Raw genomic sequence first — 21,471 nt, 5'->3', positions numbered from 1 at the left:
CTTGTTCGCTGACTACCTCCGACACGAGTTAGCCAACCCAAGAATTCAGGCAATCACCCTTTAAGCGAAAGTCCTATAAGTAAGAAATCCATGATTCTGCGGACGTAGTTGAAAGGCTAGAAGAAAGCTTCATTTCTTGGCTTGTCCTAAGTGGGCTGCTATTTGTTTGGCTACAGCTACTAACCGGTTCTGAGTCAAAGGATCTGATTCGTTCGCGAGCATAACAATGCCCAGCTGCCGCTCAGGATAGAGTACTAGGTAACTACTGAAACCGAACGTCCCGCCTGTGTGCCAGAGTTGCCGCTCGCCCGCTGCTGTTCTGTCGATATGCCAATTGAGGCCAATGGCATCATCAAGGGTAGATACCGTTGTTTGATGAGTCAGGCTCACCGCTTTGTTTGTTTCGCTTAGTTGAAGGCGCATGTAGCGGATCAGGTCGGCCGTCGTTGAGCTTAGCCCACTGGAACCGCGCGTATCCGGCAACATCATGTACGGCATCGGGTTGCCTTTGGCATCATAGCCTTTCGCCATCGTTGGGCCCGGTTTCATCAAGTAAGCTGTCTGAGTCATGCCTAGAGGACCGGTGATGTAGCGGGCCGTAAGAGCCTCAAGCGTTTGCTCGTAGACCGTTTCCAAGATAAAGCCCAGCAACTGGGCGGCCACGTTGGAATGGCGGGGCATGCTGCCAGGCTTGGCCGTCAAGTGAACCGAATGCAGATCTTTATAAAAGTTCGTCTTGGTGTAACCACGGTGCTGCTTTAGTAGTAGGTAAGGAATTGAATCGGGGTTTGCCTGCTGAAAAAGTTCGGGCTTATCAGGCAGCCAATTGGGAAGCCCTGAGGTCAGGTTAGCTAAATGGAGCACCTTGATGGTTTCTCCTCCATAGGTCAGATTAGGGTACTTCTCCGCCAGATAAGTGCGAATGTCGTCCTCCAGCTTCAGCTTCCCTTCGAGTACCGCGTGCGCCAGCAGGGTGCTGACGAAGGTTTTGGTGTTTGAGCCAATCTCCTAGCGGGTGGCGGCGGATGGTCGCCAGTTTGTCTCTTTATCGGTTATGCCAAAGTTGTAGAATCCTGCCTTGCCTAGGTTTAGAACGCCGATGGATAGACCAGCCGCCTGAGGACTTTTGACAAAATCCGCTCCCAGCCGCTGAATCAAGGTGTCTTGATCTTGGCCAAAAGTGCTGGACGAGGACATAAGGCCAAATAGGCAACATAAGTAGTACAGACGCATAAAGGGGTGGGAAAGATCAGTTATTTGCTTGTAAGTAACTTATCGGCTGTTTATACCCGAGCAATGTTCAAGTGCTTAGGATACTGCAAGTGCCGCAAGAGACGTAATAGTGAGCAAAAGTGGTCTCCAAACTACCCAAACTGATTGTCCTATAAACCCTCCTGCATGAGACGAAGGAGGCTAAGGGCGATGCCTCAATATTCGAGCGATTTCGTGAGACCTTTGCCCAATGCTTGTTCGCTTCTTACCAAACGACAGAAACTATATAGCTGGGATTTTTTCATTTCTTTAACAGCTGTTAGTGATGCGTGAATATAAACTATAGGTATTCCATTCAAGCGGCAACTGAAGCATTACAAACTAATTCAGGAGTCAATAAATCACAGGTTAATACGTACCGGCCATCATTGACATATAATAGTTGGCACAGTGTATGGAAGTCAGCAATAGTAATTCTTTATTCGATAAAGACTCAAAACGATCGGATGCCTGGATCTGATATTCGTAGTTCAGGTTGATCCATTTCACATGAGGCTTCATGATTAATAGTTCAGTTTCCTCCTGGTCGATGAGCAGAAAGGATTCGTTAAAAACACCCCGGTGCTTTAAAAGATATTCGTTCTCCATGTCATTAAAATAGGTCTTTAAAGCAATACTTCCGTTCCAGTTCATGGAGAATTTCAGCAGCACCCTGTCGGCTTCTTTCAGCTCAATGGTTGAATGCCAAAATCCCTTCGGAATAAGCTGATAGGTCGAATGGTTGGCCAGTTCAAGGGTAGCCGTAAAGTGGAACCAGTTTTTGTAGGTAAGTTTACCAATCGATTCAGCGCCCTGCGTCAATTCAAACGATAAAGAGTTGCTTGATTTTGCCTGATAGTCGGCCAGTAGAGTTTTCATTGTCAAACATGTTTAGATGGTCTGAGATTTAAAAGGTTGGCCTGAAGCCAGGTTTCTGGCGATAGCGGCCTGCTGTTTTGGTATCAATTTTCCACTATTTTTGATTATAAAGTCAAGATTGCAGCGGTATTAAGTTGTATGCAGCGCCGTTTACACAGACTTACACAGCTGTTTTTGTCGATTTCTTATCGGACGTAACTATTCATTTTATTTGGGGTATGGTTACCGACCGCCTGCTATTTGAAACCTTGTGGAACGAAGTCTTGCGCCAGTACTTTTGGGAAGAATTAGCGCTGGAATTCACTAATCCGGAAAATCCACCGGTCCCCATGAATCAGGTGCTGGGTAACATGCGTAATGTCAAAGGGGAAGAAGTATGGGCAAAATCGAGCCCCTACATGGGTAAAAATCGATTGCCGGAATATGTTGCTCTGAAAACAGGACACCGGTTCAGCGGCAGCAATTACCGGAATCATTATGATAATCTCATTAAGAAAAAGGCCGATATTAATGCGAATCCAGAGTTCTTTCTAGCCCTGGCAAAAGCGCTGGGTTATCCGGATTTTAACGCCTATAAAAATGCCTATGAGTCAGCGTTGATTTCAGAACAAACTGAAAAAGAAAAAGCGGACACTGACACGACACTGACTATTCAAAGCCTGACCGCAAACAATCATCGTCTCCGGATTCACGTACGCTGGCTGAAAGCGATTGCTATTGGAACGGTTGGTTTGCTGGTGATACTAAGTTGGCTATTCGTTACAAAACAGCCCCCCCGCCATTCCCCAGGGACACATCATTCGAAAAAGAGCGCATATTTCTACGTTGGCCAAAGGCGTCATCGGTAGTTGGTACAGTTACAATCGAACTTACGAAGCCCGGGGAAAAACAGATCCCTATATTTTCAACCGAATAGCCTGGACAATAGGCTCCGATAAAGACGGTTATCTTACCTTCGAGCGATACTGGAAAGCCATGGAATTCGCTGGCTGGATTGAATTTATCGATGGCGCTATCCCGCAACTCCATTTTTTCATGAGTGTTTACCAAAATGGAAACGATCGAAAGGATGCCATTGGCTATCGGCATTTCAATTGTGGCCTATGGGGTGAAAACCATGATTGGCAACGAGTGGATACGCTCATCTGCGTTTGCACGACCTATGATTTTAGTGCCAGTGGTCTGGGGGAACCATTAGCCAGTCGTGAATTACTCATCCGACAACCTGGTATTTCCTTTGATTCTCTCAAAAAAGGGGCTACCAGCCTGCCCATTCAGCCTATGGGTTGGTTAGATAAACTCTTACCCAAGAAGACCAGTTATATTCATCAAAAGTCCGGCAAAGTTGAGTAGCCCTACTTCCGGACAGGACGGAATTGATCAATGATTAATTCGTTAAGGAAATCTATATGGCCACAGGCCTATTTACATGAGGGATTATTCTGAAACTGCTACGTTCCCAACTTCTGGCGAAACTGCAAAATTGTTTCTTCAGAAAATTCAGGTGTAGCGCCTTGTTTTGTTGCTACGTAAGCACCTGTTGCGCAGGCAAACGACAACGTTTCCTGAGACGTTTCGCCTTGCAGGGTTTTGTGAAGAAATGCGGCCAGAAAAGCGTCGCCACTACCAATCGTATCAGATACTTCTACGGGAAAACCAGCCTGACGAATAAAACCATTGGTATCCAGCAAAACGGCCCCCTTCTCCCCTAACGTAACGCACAGTACGTCCATCCCAAAGTGCTCGCGCAGAAACTCCATGGCGGGTTCTACGTCAGTCGGGCCATCGAGCCAACCGCTTATTATGCTCAGTTCATGTTCGTTCAGTTTGGCGATGTGGGCCTGTTGCATCAATTCTAATACCAACGCCTGTTCGTAGTGCGGTGCCCGTAAGTTCACGTCAAAAACTTTGCGTTTGGCGACGGTTAACAACGTAGTGAGCGTTTCACGGCTCTGGGCGCTACGTGCCACCAGACTCCCGTAAACAAATAGAGCGCTGCTACGTACCGCTTCGAGTAGACTGGGTTCCAGTTGAATGTAATCCCAGGCCACCGGATGTACCAGTTTATACGTTACTTCGTTGCTGTCGGAGACATTGGCCTTCGCTACGCCCGTCAGGTGCGATTGTCCCACCTGAACCAGTTCAAGCGGAATACCTTTTCGGTTCAAAAAATCGAGCAGTTCCTGCCCTAATTCATCATTACCTACCCGACTGATAAGTTGAGCATTCAGGCCAAAATTGCGCAGGTCGGCCGCTACGTTCATGGGTGCTCCACCCGGTTGTTTACTGGTTGGCAGTACGTCCCAGAGAATTTCGCCAAAGCAGGTGATTGTCGGTAACATAAAAAGTAAGAGGGTTAGGGTTAAAGGTCTGGCTGGAAGGCCATCGACAAAAGTACAAAATGCAAAAAAAAGGAGTAGACTCAATCGCCTTAAGGATGCTTTGTTTACAATAAGTTTTCAGTCTATCAAAGCAGCATTAACGAATTTGTTACGTCTTTGTGAAGCAAATAAGCAGAAGGCATAGGATAAAACGTCTTTGCCTACGCACGCTAGCCTATGCCCTAAGCCCCAACCCCCCATGCCCTATGTTACAGAACTACGTTAAAGTTGCCCTTCGGAATCTGCTGAAGTATCGGTTTTATTCTATCATCAAAATTGCCGGACTGGCCGTAGGATTGGCCGCCAGCATCCTGATTTCCCTGTTTGTGTACGAAGATTTTTCGTACGATGGCTTTAATCAGAAGCAGGATCGAATCGTCAGAATGCTCACTATAGACAACGCCGAAGGGGTCAAGAGCAAGCTCGTGGGCGTTACGTATCCGGGAATTGCGCCCGCCGTTGCCCGCGACCTTCCCGAAGTAATCAACAGTGTGCGGGTACTGAATCAGGGCCGGGTACCGCTCAAAGTGGGCGATCAGCTGATTAGCTCCGAAGGTACGTTCCGCACCGAAAGTTCATTCTTCGAACTATTCGATTACAACGTATTGACCGGACCTACCAAAGGCATTTTGGATGAACCCGAAACCGTAATTCTGACGGAAACGCTGGCACAAAAACTATTCAAAACCCAGAATCCCATCGGTAAGTCGATTCAGTCGGGGCAAACCACGCTAAAAGTCGTGGCCGTGATGGCCGATCCGCCCAAGAATTCGCACCTTCAGTTCGACATGCTACGTTCGCTGAAACCCGCGCAGGCCGATACCAATTTTGCCCAGTTTCTGAACTCGTTTACCAGCATCAGTCTCCATAGTTACCTGCTGCTGGACAAACCCCGTGATCTCAATTCCATTATCCCGAAGCTCAAACAGGTAGCCGATAAGAATCAGGGCTACGCGTTCTTCTCCCCGACGTTGCAGTACCTGAAAGATGTTCATTTGCGGTCGGGTGATATTCTATTTGAGCAAAATGTAAACAAGACCGATGCGTCCAACCTCTACGTACTGGCCACCATTGCCCTGCTGGTTTTGTTACTGGCATCGGTCAATTTCATGAACCTGGTCACGGCGCACGCCACGGGTCGGGCGAAGGAAGTGGGCCTGCGGAAGGTAGTCGGCGCGGTACGTGATCAGTTGATCTGGCAGCACCTGCTCGAATCGCTGATCGTTACGGTCATTTCGTTCGGGCTGGCCGTGGGTTTGGCGGCTGCGCTCCTGCCCCTGCTGAATAACCTCTACCAGCGCCACGCCAGTCTGACAACACTCCTGCATCCCTGGGTGATACTGGGACTGACAGGGCTGGTCTTACTAATTGGTTTGGTTTCAGGAAGTTATCCGGCTTTTATTCTGTCGCGTTTTCGACCCGTAACGGTGCTGAAAGGGTCGTTCAAAAATACGAATCAGGGTATCTGGCTACGTCGGTCGCTGGTGGTCGTTCAGTTTACGATCTCTATTGCGCTGATGGTCGGAACGGGGGTTGTGTTCCGGCAGATGCGGTATATTCAGGAAAAAGACCTGGGTTATAGTCGTGAGCAGATCATTTCCATTCCATTTAAAGGCCAGCAGGCAGCCCGACGTTCTAAAGCGTTGCAGAACGAATTGAAACGGAACACATCCATCCTGGCTACTGGTACGACCAGTAACAAACTGGGCCAGCAATTGGGACGTAACAACATTCTGCCAGAAGGTAAACCGACGACAACCAACTACATTGCCAGTGTGATGGCCGCCGATGAGTCGTTCATTCCGACGATGCAGATGAAAGTGCTTAAGGGCCGTAATTTTTCGCTGGATTTCCCGGCTGATTCGGCTTCGTCGATGATTATCAACGAAGAAATGACGCGGCTTCTCAACTGGCCCGAACCAATCGGCAAAACCATTCGGCTACAAACCGGTCCGACGCCCAACGACCTGACCAGCTACAACGTAATTGGCCTGGTGAAAGACTTCCATTTTGCTACAGTCCGACACAAAGTTGAACCACTGTTTATGCTCTACAGCAAAATAAATGGGCAACTAATTGTTAAAATGAACACCGCCAACGCGCCCCAAACGCTGAGTTTCATTGAGCAGACCTGGAAGCAGATCAACCCCGAAACCCCCTTTGAATACAGTTTTCTGGACGAGGATTTCGGTAAACTCTACCGAAGCGAACAGGCTTTTGCGACTATGTTCAGCCATTTTACCGTTCTGGCGCTATTCATTGCCCTGCTGGGTCTGTTCGGACTGGCGGCTTTCACCGCAGAGCAGCGGCAAAAAGAAATCGGCATCCGCCGGGTGCTGGGTGCCGAAACGGGTAGCTTACTCTACCTCCTGTCGAAAGATTTCGTGAAGCTTGTGCTCATTGCGTTTGTGGTAGCAACACCCCTGGCCTGGTATCTCATGAATCGCTGGCTCGAAGGGTTCGCCTACCGTACCGACCAAAGTGCTACGTTGTTTGTGGTTGCCGGATCAGCGGCCGTACTTGTTACGTTAGTTACGGTTAATCTTCAGGTATTCAAGGCCATTATGGTGAATCCGGTGAAATCGTTGCGGGCAGAGTAACTAAAGAATTATCTATTAACTCTTTCATTATATAATTCCAATTCCCAAACAATTATGAAACTATTTCTCTTCTTTTTCGCCCTGACGATCACTGGTGTTTATGCACAAACCAGCTCAACTGATGATGTGGCCCAGGTTCGTCAGGCCTGCTTCAACTACATCGATACGTTCTACAAAGTCGATACGACGCTGGCATACCAGAACATCCATCCTACCCTCCAAAAACGCGGATTTTATTTCGATGAAAAAACGACGGCTTATTCCAAACAGTTGGAAATGCCTTTCCCTGCACTTATCCGGGTGGCGAAGAACTGGAATAAAGACGGAAAACACGCTGGACCCCAATCGCCGAGAGAGGTGAGCGTGTTTGAAGTGGCCGACAAAACCGCATCAGCCAAAGTGACGGCCGAGTGGGGCATCGATTATATTCATCTGATTAAAGAAAATGGACGCTGGATGATTGTAAACGTACTGTGGCAATCGCCACCTAAATCCGTACAGGCCATGAAATAATTGAAGGAGAAAAATGAAGAAAATAGCACCTGCATTTTTCTTCATTTCCTCTCTTCCTCTTCAACCCTTCTCCATAAACGACATACACGCTGAATTGTGGCATCCCGAAGGTATTAGCGGTATTTTCTGACAGACTATGGATTCAGCTACGTAAAGGTGCTGACTGGCGGCTTGTGGGACATTCGCTGGAAGGCCGCCAATCTCAAACGGCAAGCCGGTCTGACGAAGTGGGTTGTGGATGTTCCAGCTGATAATCAGTGAACTTCTCAGATCAGCGTAGGCACGTACCGAAATTTCAAAACCCACTCATAGGCCGAAACAACCTTTTATCCGAATTGCAGAAGAGACTACTTTTTTACGTGTCTTTTAGCTCAGATCACGGATCTTGACCTAAACCTCTCTGCCCAATGTTCAAAAACTACCTCAAAATCGCGCTGCGGAACCTGCGCCGACAGCAGACGTATGGCTTTATCAACATTACGGGTCTGGCCATTGGCTTGACGGCCTGCCTGCTTATTACGGTCTACGTATTGAATGAACTGAGTTATGACCGTTTCTGGACCAACGGCGACCGGATTTACCGCATCAATCAAACCAATAAATTTGATGAGGAGCAGGCAACGGCTATGGTCTCCATCCCTGTTGGCCCGGCCGTTGCCCAAACCATACCGGGCGTGGAGGCTACTACGCGCCTGTACCGACGTAGCGGGAGTATGAACGTAGCGGCTGCGGGCCAGTCACCAAAGCTATTTCAGGAACAGAACGTAGTATTTGCGGATTCTACATTCTTTGCCGTATTTCCGATTTCACTACGTTCGGGTGATTCGAAAAAGGCGTTAGTCGCTCCCGCATCGGTTGCGCTTTCTGCGTCGGCGGCAAGTCGATATTTTGGCACACAAAATCCAATCGGTCAGCGCATTCGCTATGAAGATCGAATTGATTTAAGCGTTACGTCCGTCTTCGCTGACTTACCCGAAACAACTGATATAAAGGTTGATTTTCTCATCCATTTCGAAACCTTTTTTGCTGTCGAAACACAAGGGGTAGCCGATTTCCTGCGGAAAGACTGGCTCTATAATCCTACGCAGACGTATGTGCGGCTGGCCCCCGGTCAGTCGATTGACCAGATTGAACGACAATTCGCCGGCGTGCTACGTCGGAGCAATGACGAGCGCGTGATAGAGCACGTGAAACTGTCTCTGCAACAACTGTATGACACCCATTTGTATTCGGCTGAACTGACGGGCTCTACCAGCACGGGCAACATCCAGTACGTTACGTTGCTGGCACTCATTGCCGGTATTACGTTGCTGATTGCCTGCTTCAATTTTATTAACCTGTCTACTACGTATTCACTACGTCGGGCCAAAGAAGTAGGGTTGCGGAAATCGCTCGGTGCGGTACGTACGCAGTTAATTAGTCAGTTTTTGGGCGAAGCCCTGCTAATGAGCAGTATCGCGTTCGGGCTGGCTTTCCTGCTGGCCATTTTACTACTTCCCTGGCTGAGTCAGTTAACGGATCAGTCGTTTACGTTCGCGACTTTACTACGTCCCGATCTACTCGTGCTGTGGGGCGGCCTCTTTCTGATAACCGGCTTGCTGGCGGGGGTATATCCGGCCTTTTTCACTTCAGCGTTCCGGCCTGTGCTGGCGTTAAAAGGGCAAGTAAGCGCTATTGTGAGCCGAGTTCCGAGACTACGTCAGGTATTAGTGGTGGCGCAGTTTAGCGTATCGCTGGTGTTGATTATAGCCGCCGTTATTATTTATCAGCAACTTACGTACCTGCGTAACAAACCATTAGGTTTCCAAAAAGAGCAGGTCATTGCCATTCCGTTATTCGGTAGCGGGGCCTCTGCTGAACTGCCGCAGAGCATCGACGGGCCGTTTCGCACCCGCATGAATACCTTCGAGGGAGCCGTCAGTCAATCGAGTCGGGTCAAGGGCATTACGGCTGCTTCGGGTTTGCCGGGAACAGGTTATATCCAGTCGCTGGTAGTACCCGAAGGCAAAACTGAGCAAAGTAACGTGTTCGTTTCGTGGGTATCGGTCGATTACGATTTTCTACCCACACTGGGTATTTCACTGCTGGCCGGACGTAATTTCTCCAGGCAAACCGGTACCGATCATCTAGCCGCGTTCATCCTGAATGAGTCGGCGATCAAGTCGTTCGGTTACAAGAATCCAGAAGCAGCTATCGGGCGACCGATTCAGCGCGGGGGCGAAGGTGGCAAAAAAGGGTTGATTATCGGTGTTGTCAAGGATTTTCATTTCGACCGGCTGGAGCGACCTCTCGAACCCTTAATTCTGGACATCGAGGTACCGCGTTTTAGTGTTTTCGCTGTCAGCGTACTTCCCGACCGATTACCCGAAACGCTGGCCCATCTGAAAACACAATGGGAAACCTTTTTCCCCGAACGCCCTTTCGAATACTCGTTCTTAGACGACACGCTAAACAACCAGTACCGCGCTCAACAGACGCAGGGTCAATTACTCGGTCTGTTTGCCGGTCTGGCCATTCTGATTTCGTGTTTAGGCCTCTTCGGTTTAGTCGCGTATAATACCGTTCAGCGCACCAAAGAAATTGGTGTGCGGAAGGTACTGGGCGCATCGGTGGTCAGTATCGTAGCCCTGCTGTCGAAAGATTTTTTGAAACTGGTAGCTATCGCGATCATTATCGCCACGCCACTGGGCTGGTACGCCATGAACAAATGGCTCGCTGATTTTGCCTACCGCATCGACATCGCCTGGTGGGTCTTTGCGTTGGCGGGCGTATTGGCGATTGCCATTGCCCTACTCACGGTAAGTTACCAGAGTATCAAAGCCGCCCTGGTGAATCCGGTGAAAAGTCTGCGAAGTGAATAACGGTTTATTGGTCCATCAGGTCAGTAGTAATCAGCAAAGACCCTTCCCATGAAACGACGCTTCTTCCTGCAAACCTCCTTAACAGCCAGTGGCGCCCTGCTCCTGGGCTTTCGCGTTCAGGCTGGTCAGCCAACGTCTGTACCTGCCAATCTGGTAGAATTGAACGGATTTATTAAAATTACGCCCGATAATCACATCACGATCATGGCCTCCCGACCGGAAATTGGGCAGGGAATAAAAACGTCCGTACCGATGCTAATTGCCGAAGAGCTGAACGTCGATTGGGCCAGCGTCCGGGTTGAACAGGGCGATTTTGATCCAAAATACGGCGATCAGTTTACGGGTGGTAGCGATGCCATCCGCTCCAATTATCTCGATCTGCGTAGAGTGGGCGCGGCAGCCCGTGAAATGCTGCAAATAGCGGCCGCTACGCAATGGCAGGTCTCTGAAGCAGACTGTTACAGCGAAAAGGGTTACGTAATCCATCGCCCGGATAAGCGAAAACTGGCGTATGGCGAACTAGCGCAGGCAGCCGCTAAACTTCCGGTCCCTAAAGATCCGGTACTGAAAGATCCGTCGGCATTTACGATTATCGGCACCCGCGTTCCCGAAACTGATACGCGGGCCATCGTGACCGGTCAGCCGCTGTTTGGTTTAGATGTTCGCCTGCCGGGAATGCTCTTTGCCTGCATTGCCAAACCACCGAGATTTGGAGCGAACGTGCTATCGGTCGATGATACGTTGGCGAAAGCCATACCGGGCGTAAAGCACATCGTTACGTTGCAGCCTAATCCGACACCAGGAATGGGAATTGGCGGAGTGGCCGTTGTCGCTACGTCGACCTGGGCAGCCATGAAGGGACGTAACGCCCTGAAAATAAGTTGGGACGAACGTAACGTAGTGGGCGAAAGTACGGATGAACTCCGGCAGCAGTTCTAGGCGATTTTAGAACGTACCGACTTACCTGTCGTCCGGCAGGATGGCGACGTATCGACCGTTCTTCAATCCACAGGAAAGTTGGTAGAAGCGCTGTACGAAGTCCCGTTGCTGGCCCACGTCACGATGGAGCCGCAGAACTACACGGCTCACGTTCAGACCAGCCGCTGCGATCTGTGGGGTTCAACTCAAGTCCCGGATGATACGCAGGAGTTTGCCGCTGTTCTGACGGGAATCCCCAAATGTATGATCAAGGTACACCTGAACCGGTCGGGAGGTGGTTTCGGACGGCGACTCAACGCCGATTATGCAGCCGATGCCGTGCTGATTTCGAAACAGTTGGGAGTGCCTGTACAGGTTGTCTGGACGCGCGAAGACGATCTTCGCCATGATTTCTTCCGTCCGGCGGGCATGTACCGCATCAAAGGGACTTTGGATGCCGATGGCAAACTGACCGCCTGGCACATGAAAGCCTCCACTACGTCACGTTATGCGTTTCGGAAAGCAAACCGGGCGCCCCACATCACCGAAGTATTCCCTGATGAGCTGCCCGCTGGATTCGTCCCGAATTTTCGGTTGGAATATCAGAATCCGGCGTCGGCCATACCAGTTGGGGCCTGGCGTGCGCCCGGTCATAATGCTACCGCTTTCGTGATTCAGTCGATGCTGGACGAACTGGCTCATGCGGCTGACAAAGACCCGCTGACGTTTCGGCTGGAGCTGATTGGTGAACGTAGCGTCATGAAATACCGGGATCACGGGGGCGATTACGATGCTCAGCAATTAAAAGTGGTGATTCAACTCGCAGCCGACAAAGCCAATTGGGGAAAACCATTACCGAATGGGCATTTTCACGGCCTGGCTGCGCACGTTACGTTCGGCGTGCCGGTGGCTGAAGTAGCTGAGGTATCGATCGGTACGTCGGGGAACGTAGTGGTTCATAAAGTCACTGCTGCCGTCGATTGCGGGCAGATTATCAATCGAAACGGTGCCGAACAGCAAGTGTCCGGTGCTATTCTGGATGGATTGAATTCGGCGCTGTATGGGCAGATTACGGTGTCAAATGGAGCGGTTCAACAATCGAATTTTCACCAGTACCGAATGCTACGTATCCAGGAAGCGCCAACGGTCGACGTGCATTTTATCGAAAGTGGACGAGCACCTAAAGGATTAGGCGAAATGGGTTTGCCGCCCGTTGCTCCGGCTGTCTGTAACGCGATTTTTGCGGCTACCGGCAAACGCATACGTCGATTGCCAATTCTGGCAGCCTTAAAGCCGCGTTGACGGCACCCCATTGCAGTTGTAAAGTTTGGGAGAACTAGTACGCAAATCCAGTTGAAACACTTTAGGGTGTAAACACATTTATACAGCAGAAATGGTGTAGATTTACGTATAAGCAATCTTAATCGTATATGAAAACCCTATTATGCCTCCCGATTGCTCTTGCTACCTTGTCGGTGTATGCACAGGCTCCCGATAGTACGAAAGCCAGACCGGCTAACTCACTTTCTAAATTTGAGCAACCCAGCCAATTTGGTGTCAGTCAGCCCCAAACGACCACTTCGACAGCCCCGTCGATTAAGTTACCAAGCACACCCAACAAAAAAATCAAGTCGGAATATCAATATGAGAACGGTAAAATTGTAGGTGGTAAAACCACGCTATTTGAATCAGGTAAGAAAAAAAATTAATCTGATTTCGTTTGCCACCAGACCGTTCTTAGTCGCAGAAGTGCAAATCTGGCATCACTGTTCCAGTGTTTAAAGGTTTCATTGCGTCGGGCAATCATTTACTTTATAGAAGCACTTTTTGTCTTTTTCTAATAATCCAAAACTATTCACCATCGACAATCCGTTAGTAAGAAAACAAAGCCACAGATAATAAAAATATCTTTTTTAGCCTTATTATAAACAAATCTCAAAACCATTACCTTATTTCAATCAACAGAATAGTCCGCTTTGACTTTATATTCATTAACAGTATATTTGTACTTCTCTAATACGTACGATACGCACTACGTAACAGATACGTACTTCAGTGCTGGCTGGGATAAACTGGTCGCAAACCGGTATCCGTTCGCTCTATAACGTCTTACCGAACGAATCCCGCCTATTTAATCAGGCAAAGAGGCTCATCAATCAGAACCGACTGCATTTCGATCAACTGTTTGTTGCCTAGCCGTTTAGCCTTCACCACGAACTTTCATTACCATGCATCGTTTTTCAGTGATATACCTGCTCAGGAAGCAATACCACCATATTGATTGTGAAACCCATTCGGAAGCCGATATCATTCTGGAGCAGTTAAGTGCTCAGGAAGAGCATAAGCCGATCGGTATCTACGACGCCAAAACAGAATTGTTTTATTGGGAACCTGTACGCCAGCATCAGTACGATAAGGCGACTATTGAAAGACAGGGTAAAATTGCTACCCATATTATCCAGATTGCACAGTCACTACGTAGTCGTGACGAAATGACGCCGACACAAACCAGTTCGATCGCGCAGCTTCTTGAAACGTAGTTTCCGGTTAGCCAACTTTTGAGGTGTTACGTTGCAACGGAGATTTTCAATTTGACGTAATAGATAAAGTGGGAAGTCGATGCTTCCCACTTTAAGCTGGATTACCAACCTGTGTTCAACAGAAGTACCTCCTGGCATACGTATCACTACGTGTTGTCGGGAGTTTTTTCGTACAATTGACTGCAATTTGAAGTATGAATAGCTACCCCTCAAGCATCATAGTTCATACATCCTACTTAGCTACGTTTCTCAGTGAACCACAAACGTTTTTTCGATTTGCTCCAGACTGGTGCCTTTGGTTTCGGGCATCAGACGTAGCACAAATAGCAATTGAAGAATCATCATTACAGTAAAGAACAGGAACGTATTGCCGCCACCGAATCGCTCGGACAGGTACGGAAACGTAAACGTAATGATCGCGGCCATGAGCCAGTGCGTGAAACTCCCAAGCGACTGACCACTGGCCCGGACTTCGTTCGGGAATATTTCGGAGATGAACACCCAGATAACGGCACCCTGCGAGAAACCAAAAAAAGCAATGTAAACAAACAGCAGGATCGGCACCGTCATACCAAATTCCTCTACGTAAAAGGCTCTGGCAACTAATCCCAGCGTGACAATCAGGCCAACCGACCCAATTTTCATCAGAGTTCGGCGGCCATATTTATCAATCAGATTTAACGAAATCAGGGTAAAAATGAGGTTTATCAATCCTATGCCTGTCGAGGATAGCAGGGCCGAACTCTTACCCAGGCCTGTCATTTCGAAGATACGGGGAGCGAAATAGATGATGGCGTTGATGCCCGACACCTGGTTAAAAACGGCAAACAGCACCGCCAGCATAATCGGGGTTTTGTGCTCAGCCGAAAAGAGCCGCGTTGAACCAGCCGTGTGGTGATTGCTCTGCTGAATGGCAATTACTGTTTGCGATGCCGTTTCGGGATCGATCATGTTCAACACCTCCAGCGCTTCGCCAACCTGCCCACGTTTGAGCAATAACCAGCGCGGACTTTCTGGAATATTCAGTACAGCGATCAGAAAAACCAGCGAGGGCAATGCCTGAACGCCCAGCATCCACCGCCACGATTCACCACCAACATTTTGCAGAAGATAATTCGACAGATACGCAATCAGTATGCCCAGCACCACATTGAACTGAAACATAGCTACCAACCGGCCACGCGATTTGGGGGGCGAAATTTCGGTGATGTACATAGGAGCGGCCACAGAAGATGCGCCAACACCCAACCCGCCCAGAAACCGAAACACCAGAAAGCTGCTCCAGTTGGGCGCCAGTGCGGTACCAAGCGATGCCGCTAAATAAAGAATGGCTATCCAGAACAGCGTTTTCTTTCGGCCCAACTGCTCAGTCGGGATGCCGCCCAACAGCGAGCCAACGACGGTTCCAATCAAGGCGATTGAAACCGTAAGGCCGTGCTGCCAGACATCCAGGTACCACAGCGTCTGAATTGACTGCTCGACACCCGAAATAACGGCCGTGTCGAAGCCAAACAGAAAACCGCCCAAAGCAGCCGTAATGGACCAAAAGAAAAGGCGCTGTTTCTGACTCATCATAGGTTAATTGCCACAAGTCGCATTGGACTTACGAAGCAAACTTAATACACCTATCAGACTCAGAATTTCGAAATTTGTTCAACTATTTTCGAAAATACCTTAAAACAATAAATTATTGATATACAATAGCTTAAGAAATAAAATCAAATGGAGACTTCTAGAAATGTTACGTAGAATTACAGATTTGATTCAGCAAATAGCCGGGCCGGGCAACAACGTAGTTACGTTTCTAAGATACTGATACGTCCTGTGTCCGAATCTCAAGGCGATACCCGACCCCATGCACGGCAATTAGTCGAACGGTTGGGTCATCCTGAAAGAGTTTTCGCAAGCGCGACACAAATACATCGACGCTACGTCCGACAATAATTCCTTCGTCTTCCCAGACGGCTTTGAGAATGGCATCCCGCTCGATAACCTGATTGGGCTGGCTGACAAAAAAACGGAGCAACTTGGCTTCCCGATACGTTAACGTCTGGCTATTAGAGCCCGATTGCAGGGTCAACGTGGCAGGATCGAATGCCGATTGCCCAATACGTATCAATTCTGGGGAAGCCGGCAACGTATCAGTCGTTGGCGCGGGTGGGCTGCTACGTCTTGTTTTCTGCCAGACGACGTACCCCATGCCCGTCAATAACGTTCCAAGGACAAGCATCCAGCTCATTGTGGACGTAGTATTTTGAGGCTCAGGTTGGTAAAACGTAACTTGCAGATTGTAACAACCCTTTTTTCGCACTCGACCAACACAGGCAATTTCATTGGGTTTCGCTACGTCAAGAATGGAGTATCCTAACAGTATCTGTCCATCGGCACAATCCAGCACCGCTACGTCGTAGTCAGCCCGAATGTTGTGCTGCTGAAAGGATTCCTTCAACGTTTGAGGGAGTTGGTCGTAATCGAACGAACGATTCAGTCGAACAATAAACGTATTGGCATTCTGCTGACTGACGGGCTCGATACGGGACGTAGCATCGCCCGCCTGACGTAGCAGGTGGTCAACTGTCCGACGTAGTGCCAGATTGACGCGTCGGGAGAAGTCCGCCTGTTCGGTCGAGGAATTTGTTGGGCCACCGACATACGTAGCAAAACCGCTCGCCAGCCCAATACTGATTATCCCAAATAGCACTATTATTTTCCCCATAACCCTGTAAATCTAATAAAAATGAGTGATGAACGATGAGTGATACGTGATGAGTTTGCCTTTGTTATCACGTATTACTCATCGTTCATCACTCCTTCCTAGCACCCTTGGCCCTTCGCAGGCTTTGGAAGCCAGTTTTGTGGAAAAGGCCAGATGATCGGTCTCAGTCGGATAATTCGACGCGCTTGTGAGTCTGTTTTTCGGGCGGGCTCAATAATCAGCTCGTCGCCGGGACGGGCGCTGGCCAGGATTTTGGCCACATCGACCGAATACACGATTTGCCTGCTATTGGATGCGCCTTCCCGAACAGGAAACCCTTCGCGATTTAGGTATACGTAAAACGGAATTTTCACGGCTTCCTCCGATTCGGGATTTCCCGACACAACCGCCAATGTGCCCTGGCTGTAGAGCCAGAAAGTTTCATAATTGAGTGACTTTCCATTCAGCAACAGCGGATTGGCAGCGAATGCAGACTTGTTTTCCGGGTCATTTTTAGGGTCTTCTTTAGTTGCTACGTTTCCATTATTTGCCCGAACCGAAAGCCATACCATACAGGTGGCGACAGCGATTAAACTCAAGATTTTCTTCATTTTGGTAAGTTTTTAGACGAATGAATTGCAGACTACGCTTCACCAATAAATTGAGGATTTCGCTTTAATGTACCAGAATTTCGTTGTGGGGCAAGGCGTATTGTTCATTTGCTGTGATAAGCACAATGGAATCGCCTTTCCGGCATTTGGACAGTACTCGCTCGATCGGGATCTGCCTGAATTCTTCCCGGGCATACATCACCAGCGTTTTTGTGTTCTTATCGCGAATGGCGATGCTGAACGGAATCCGATCGACGGCTTTGCTTTCCGTTTTCGAGAGGTTGACGGTATTCACCGTCAGTTCACCGATTGCCGTAGTCGGAACGCTGCATTTTCCGGTGGGCGTATACTCATTCACGACCATTTTGTTGCCAAGAAAAGCGGCTGAACAATTGGTAAAGTTTTGCTGGCCCAGACACAGGTTCGACAGGAGGGCGCATGCATGGATAAGGAGTAATTGACGTAGGTTTTTCATGATGTTTGTTTTTAGCTGACACCAGGGCAAAACTATGTCCACAATTCTGAAGCGTTGGTAAAGTTCTGTAAAAGGTTGTAAAGGAATTGTAAAACCTGCGTTTTTAGGCGTGGTAGAGACAAGGCATGCCTTGTCTCATGACCGGATGGTGTTGGTTGGCGCCTGAAATTGCTGACGCATATGAGACAAGGCATGCCTTGTCTCTACAGGGAATGCTATAAAAAAAGCCCACTACGTTGCAAACAACGTAGCGGGCTGGATTGGATGGTTAACCGACTCGTCCGAAAAGACCGGTTAACGTAATGGGTGTGATTGTGTAATGAATTGGGCTACTACGTTGCCGCAAGCCCCTTGGTGCGATTAGTGACGAATGTCGATGCGCGACACGAACTGCTTCTGTTCAGGACCTACTACGAAAGTATAGGCACCATCGGGCAGAGCCGACAGGTCGAACCGGCGGGTATCACCTTTGAACGAATCGGTTTTCACCAGTACGTTCTGAGCATCGTAAATCGCTACGTTGGTTTCGGCAACGTTTTTCGACGGAAGCACCACTTCAACCTTATTTTTATCGTAAGCGGTCAGCGTGGGTTGTACCAGTTGTTGCAGATTACGTTCGTCTACACTTACATTGTCTCCTTTAATCGAGAGACTCTGCGACATCCACCAGGCATCGTTGCCAGCCGTCAGGTAATATTGACCGTCGGGCAGATTGTTCAGGTTGAACAACGTTGGCTTCTGATTATTCTTGCTGATGGTTCCCCGATAGAGAATGGTGCCTTCCGTATCGATGATCGCTACGTCGACAGCTGCTCCCGGCTTTGTATATACACGTACTTTCTTCGCTTCGGACTTTTGCACTTTCACACCACCCATTCCTGATCCATTGTCAGCTTTGGCACCTCCCATGCCTGCCAGACCCCATACTGATACTAGTACGGCAATTGATAAACGGAACTGTTTCATTGGCTTGAAATATTTAAATTAACCGTGACAAAGGTGGGCGACTAACTAGGTTTAATGCAATAGCAAAAGGCGTAGGGAAGCTGTTTTCAAGGAAGATTCTTCTAAAAATTCAATTTGCTATTTGTTAAATAGGATAATTCTAAAAAAAGTACAACAAGTCCCCATAAATGACGTATGAATTGTATTTTTCTAATATTTGTAAATAATAGGACTAGATACGTTTGCAGCCCTAATTTTCATGATTATAGTGCAATTGTCAAAAATCGAGTGGGTTCTCCGTGCATCTCTGTGTCACAACTTTTTTCAGCTACATCAGAATATTATCAACAGCCTGCATTCGTTGGGGCAAAGCCGTTTCGCCCAGCATATCGCGCAGGTCGATCTCAATGTTTCGGCAGATTGCCGTCATGGGAATGTCGTTGATGCTATTTTCGAAGGGATTTTCGCTGGTATCGCCCACCACTTCCATCGTGTTGAACACCCAGGCAATAATGGTATAAAATGGAACAGTCAGCCAAATGTGCCATCCACCAACCTTAGCCATCTCGTTGAGCAGACCGTAGGGCAATACGATAATGAACAACCAAGTAAATACGTAGCTAAAAAAAGCGTACTGGCGAGGAAACGGAAACGATTTGATACGTTCGCAGGCGCCCTGCTGGTTATAAAATTCGGCCAGCCAGCGCTCCAGTTCTACGTGGTAGTAATCAGACAGGAAATTGTCATCGCGCAACTGACGAAGCTGGGCCGATTGCTGACGTAATAGATACGTAGCAGGATTGGGATGTTTGATGATTGCTTCGATTTCGTCCTGTGGCAGAAAATGACCCAGCTCCAGGTCCAGGCTGCATTGCCGAAAAGCTTCAATACGTTCAATGACATCGTGCGCCGGATCGTGATGGAGTACCCAAACCGGTTTCTGCCGAAGCTGGACACGTAACGCGGTGATATAGGCCAGATGGCGATACAGCAGTTGCTGATGAATTTGCTGGACGTCCTGGTCAAGCCCTACCCCACTGTTACGTTGCTCCGTTACGTAGTCGAGCACCATAATGGCGAAAGATCGGCTGGCGTTGGTGATACTGCCCCAGATTCGACGGGCTTCCCAAAGTCGGTCGTAGGATGAATTGTTTTTAAAACCAACGTAGAAAGCAACTGCCGTACCAATGGTAGCAATCGGCACGAATGGAATGGCGAGGAACTTCCAGTCAAGTATTACGTATAAAAAGCAGATAAGTGATGAATAAATCAGAAAAAGCAGCACCGAGCGCCAGGCAAACGGGAAGATGATGTGTAATGGAACGCGTTTGGTTGTAAACATGTGAATGGAGGATTAAAAAGTGATTAAGCGAAAATTAATAGTTATTCGCTGAAAACACGTAGTGAATCCGTTGAGAGCAATCCATGAAAAGCGATATTTACGTGTATACCAAACCTTTAGCTGATGCGGGCACTAGATTGGCAACGAAAAATTTACCTGGATGGCTTTGCGGGAAAGAAGCCATCCATTCCTCCCAATTTCGATGAACTGGAGCAGGCTGCCATTGAGTGTATGACACCTGCCGCTACGTCTTATATTGTGGGTGGGGCGGGCCATGAACATACCATGCAGGCTAATCGGCATGGTTTCAATAAGTGGCAAATCGTACCGCGAATGCTACGTAACGTCGAAAATGTTGATTTGAGCGTCGAATTATTGGGGCATAAATTAGCGTCTCCTGTGCTGCTCTCTCCCATTGGTGTACTCGAAATGGCGCATACGGAGGCCGATCTGGCTGTGGCAAAAGCAGCTGCGGCAACGAGTACTCCGTATATTTTTTCGAATCAGGCTTCGGTATCGATGGAGGCATGTTCGGCAGTAATGAGCGATACGTTGCGTTTTTTTCAACTTTACTGGAGCCGCTCCCGCGAACTGGTGAGCAGTTTTGTAGCACGGGCCGAAGTCTGTGGCTGCCAGGCCATTGTTCTCACTCTCGACACCACCATGCTTGGGTGGAGAGCACGCGATCTGGCGATGGGTCATTTGCCTTTTCTGCACGGAAAAGGACTGGCTCAGTACACCTCCGACCCTGTTTTTGGACAACTACTCGACGAGTTTCTGCTACGTCCGCCAGCGGCCCGGCCTCCCATCACGCCCACTACGTTACGGAACCTTATAGCGGCTGTTCGTAAATACTCATCTGGTACGTTCCTCAGCAAGTTACGTTCTGGGCGGGCTATGGGAGCCGTTTCACTCTTTTCAAGCATTTACACCAACCCAACCATTACGTGGGAGGATCTATCTTTCCTACGTCAGAAAACCCGTTTACCCATTCTGTTGAAGGGAATCCTGCACCCTGACGATGCCCGTAAAGCCGTTGATTATGGCATGGATGGAATCATTGTTTCAAACCACGGCGGTCGGCAGGTCGATGGTGCACTTAGCACGATTGAGGCACTACCTAACGTAGTAGCCGCTGTGAACAATCAGCTTCCTGTTCTGATTGATAGTGGTATTCGGAGCGGGGCCGACGTAATAAAGGCGTTGGCGCTGGGCGCTACAGCCGTTTGTCTGGGGCGTCCGTACGTATATGGACTGGCATTGGGTGGCCAGCAGGGTGTTGAAACGGTCATTCGTCATCTGCTGGCGGATATCGAATTAACACTTTGCCTGAGTGGTTACAAAAGTTTATCCGAGCTTCGGCCTGACGCTTTGCGGGCTGTTTAAGAAGCTTTTGTTTAGTTTCATTTTCGTCGCCGACCAAATGTTTATGGTTATTACCGTGTTTATGGAATCAACCG

20 protein-coding genes are annotated in these 21,471 nt (G+C 48.7%); 10 read left to right on the top strand and 10 right to left on the bottom strand.

Annotation, left to right across the window (positions count from 1 at the left end; all coding sequences use genetic code 11):
- Positions 1-129 precede the first annotated feature (129 nt).
- Positions 130-1,005: a serine hydrolase domain-containing protein gene (locus tag IC229_RS31715; RefSeq protein ID WP_190892463.1), complete on the bottom strand. Its 876-nt coding sequence runs from the start codon at positions 1,003-1,005 to the stop codon at positions 130-132.
- 615 nt (positions 1,006-1,620) lie between these two features.
- On the bottom strand, positions 1,621-2,130 hold the full coding sequence (locus IC229_RS31710; protein ID WP_223834315.1) for a hypothetical protein: 510 nt from the start codon (positions 2,128-2,130) through the stop codon (positions 1,621-1,623).
- 218 nt (positions 2,131-2,348) lie between these two features.
- On the opposite strand from IC229_RS31710, the gene IC229_RS31705 reads away from it, so the two are divergent.
- Together IC229_RS31705 and IC229_RS31700 are read left to right on the top strand one after the other, a co-directional pair.
- Positions 2,349-2,978 carry a hypothetical protein gene (locus tag IC229_RS31705; RefSeq protein ID WP_190892457.1) on the top strand — a complete coding sequence of 210 codons (630 nt, stop codon included), beginning with the start codon at positions 2,349-2,351 and terminating at the stop codon, positions 2,976-2,978.
- A complete protein-coding gene (locus IC229_RS31700; RefSeq protein WP_190892456.1) occupies positions 2,956-3,483 on the top strand; it encodes a hypothetical protein in 528 nt (175 codons plus the stop codon). The genes IC229_RS31705 and IC229_RS31700 overlap by 23 nt, the downstream gene beginning before the upstream one ends.
- Before the next feature lie 98 nt (positions 3,484-3,581).
- On the opposite strand, the gene IC229_RS31695 is transcribed toward IC229_RS31700, so the two are convergent.
- Positions 3,582-4,472, bottom strand: a complete 891-nt coding sequence (locus tag IC229_RS31695) for a carbohydrate kinase family protein (RefSeq protein ID WP_190892454.1) — start codon at positions 4,470-4,472, stop codon at positions 3,582-3,584.
- Between the two features lie 245 nt (positions 4,473-4,717).
- On the opposite strand from IC229_RS31695, the gene IC229_RS31690 reads away from it, so the two are divergent.
- Both IC229_RS31690 and IC229_RS31685 read left to right on the top strand, forming a co-directional pair.
- Complete coding sequence (locus IC229_RS31690) at positions 4,718-7,111, top strand: ABC transporter permease (protein WP_190892452.1); 2,394 nt, start codon at positions 4,718-4,720, stop codon at positions 7,109-7,111.
- Positions 7,112-7,165: 54 nt separating this feature from the next.
- Positions 7,166-7,624: a nuclear transport factor 2 family protein gene (locus IC229_RS31685; protein ID WP_190892450.1), complete on the top strand. Its 459-nt coding sequence runs from the start codon at positions 7,166-7,168 to the stop codon at positions 7,622-7,624.
- A gap of 60 nt (positions 7,625-7,684) precedes the next feature.
- Here IC229_RS31685 and IC229_RS31680 read toward each other — a convergent pair whose 3' ends face one another.
- Positions 7,685-7,930: a hypothetical protein gene (locus IC229_RS31680; protein WP_190892449.1), complete on the bottom strand. Its 246-nt coding sequence runs from the start codon at positions 7,928-7,930 to the stop codon at positions 7,685-7,687.
- Positions 7,931-8,031: 101 nt separating this feature from the next.
- Between IC229_RS31680 and IC229_RS31675 the strand changes: the two genes are divergently transcribed.
- The 5 genes from IC229_RS31675 (at position 8,032) to IC229_RS31655 (ending at position 13,943) form a co-directional block, all read left to right on the top strand.
- Entirely contained in the window at positions 8,032-10,485 is a 2,454-nt protein-coding gene (locus tag IC229_RS31675; protein ID WP_190892447.1) for an ABC transporter permease, read from the top strand.
- Between the two features lie 48 nt (positions 10,486-10,533).
- Complete coding sequence (locus IC229_RS31670; protein WP_190892445.1) at positions 10,534-11,424, top strand: molybdopterin cofactor-binding domain-containing protein; 891 nt, start codon at positions 10,534-10,536, stop codon at positions 11,422-11,424.
- 3 nt (positions 11,425-11,427) lie between these two features.
- A complete protein-coding gene (locus IC229_RS35970) occupies positions 11,428-12,705 on the top strand; it encodes a xanthine dehydrogenase family protein molybdopterin-binding subunit (RefSeq protein ID WP_317171675.1) in 1,278 nt (425 codons plus the stop codon).
- A 128-nt stretch (positions 12,706-12,833) separates the two neighbouring features.
- Positions 12,834-13,112, top strand: coding sequence for a hypothetical protein (locus tag IC229_RS31660; RefSeq protein WP_190892441.1), 279 nt, complete (start codon positions 12,834-12,836; stop codon positions 13,110-13,112).
- Between the two features lie 519 nt (positions 13,113-13,631).
- Complete coding sequence (locus tag IC229_RS31655; protein WP_190892439.1) at positions 13,632-13,943, top strand: hypothetical protein; 312 nt, start codon at positions 13,632-13,634, stop codon at positions 13,941-13,943.
- A gap of 249 nt (positions 13,944-14,192) precedes the next feature.
- Here IC229_RS31655 and IC229_RS31650 read toward each other — a convergent pair whose 3' ends face one another.
- The 6 genes from IC229_RS31650 to IC229_RS31625 form a co-directional block, all read right to left on the bottom strand.
- Positions 14,193-15,515, bottom strand: coding sequence for a sugar porter family MFS transporter (locus IC229_RS31650; RefSeq protein ID WP_190892461.1), 1,323 nt, complete (start codon positions 15,513-15,515; stop codon positions 14,193-14,195).
- 232 nt (positions 15,516-15,747) lie between these two features.
- Positions 15,748-16,659, bottom strand: a complete 912-nt coding sequence (locus tag IC229_RS31645; RefSeq protein WP_190892437.1) for a winged helix-turn-helix domain-containing protein — start codon at positions 16,657-16,659, stop codon at positions 15,748-15,750.
- Positions 16,660-16,757: 98 nt separating this feature from the next.
- Positions 16,758-17,249, bottom strand: a complete 492-nt coding sequence (locus IC229_RS31640; RefSeq protein WP_190892436.1) for a hypothetical protein — start codon at positions 17,247-17,249, stop codon at positions 16,758-16,760.
- Between the two features lie 64 nt (positions 17,250-17,313).
- Positions 17,314-17,724: a hypothetical protein gene (locus tag IC229_RS31635; protein WP_190892434.1), complete on the bottom strand. Its 411-nt coding sequence runs from the start codon at positions 17,722-17,724 to the stop codon at positions 17,314-17,316.
- Positions 17,725-18,084: 360 nt separating this feature from the next.
- Complete coding sequence (locus IC229_RS31630; protein WP_190892432.1) at positions 18,085-18,690, bottom strand: T9SS C-terminal target domain-containing protein; 606 nt, start codon at positions 18,688-18,690, stop codon at positions 18,085-18,087.
- Between the two features lie 307 nt (positions 18,691-18,997).
- Positions 18,998-20,011 carry a bestrophin family protein gene (locus tag IC229_RS31625; protein ID WP_190892430.1) on the bottom strand — a complete coding sequence of 338 codons (1,014 nt, stop codon included), beginning with the start codon at positions 20,009-20,011 and terminating at the stop codon, positions 18,998-19,000.
- A gap of 123 nt (positions 20,012-20,134) precedes the next feature.
- Here IC229_RS31625 and IC229_RS31620 point away from each other — a divergent pair, with 123 nt between their 5' ends.
- Positions 20,135-21,397, top strand: a complete 1,263-nt coding sequence (locus IC229_RS31620; RefSeq protein ID WP_190892428.1) for an alpha-hydroxy-acid oxidizing protein — start codon at positions 20,135-20,137, stop codon at positions 21,395-21,397.
- Positions 21,398-21,471 lie beyond the last annotated feature (74 nt).

It is taken from the genome of Spirosoma profusum, assembly GCF_014699005.1.
Classification (GTDB): domain Bacteria; phylum Bacteroidota; class Bacteroidia; order Cytophagales; family Spirosomataceae; genus Spirosoma; species Spirosoma profusum.
The sequence above is the reverse complement of the archived record's forward strand: the minus strand, read 5'-3'. Positions and strand labels throughout refer to the sequence as shown.